Below are 296 nucleotides of genomic sequence, written 5' to 3' on the forward strand. Positions count from 1 at the left end.
CCGCATAAAGATGTGGACGGCTTCCACCCTTACAACGTCGGCCGCCTGGTCGTCAAAATGCCGCTGATGCGCCCTTGCACACCCAAAGGCGTGATGACTTTGTTGGAAGCCTACTGTATCGACCCGAAAGGCAAAAAAGCGGTCGTCGTCGGCGCATCCAATATTGTCGGCCGCCCGCAGGCGTTGGAATTGCTGCTGTCCCGCGCGACGGTAACCATTTGCCACAGCGCCACGCAAAACCTTGCCGATGAAGTTGCTGCCGCAGATATTTTGGTGGTCGGCGTAGGCATTCCGAA

General features: G+C 57.4%; 1 pseudogene. It reads left to right on the forward strand.

The window, feature by feature from the left end:
- Window positions 1-296 (forward strand): annotated as a pseudogene (locus ACTHSP_RS23585) (bifunctional methylenetetrahydrofolate dehydrogenase/methenyltetrahydrofolate cyclohydrolase); the annotation flags it as partial.

The sequence above is a fragment of the Neisseria sp. P0001.S005 genome (assembly GCF_051963715.1).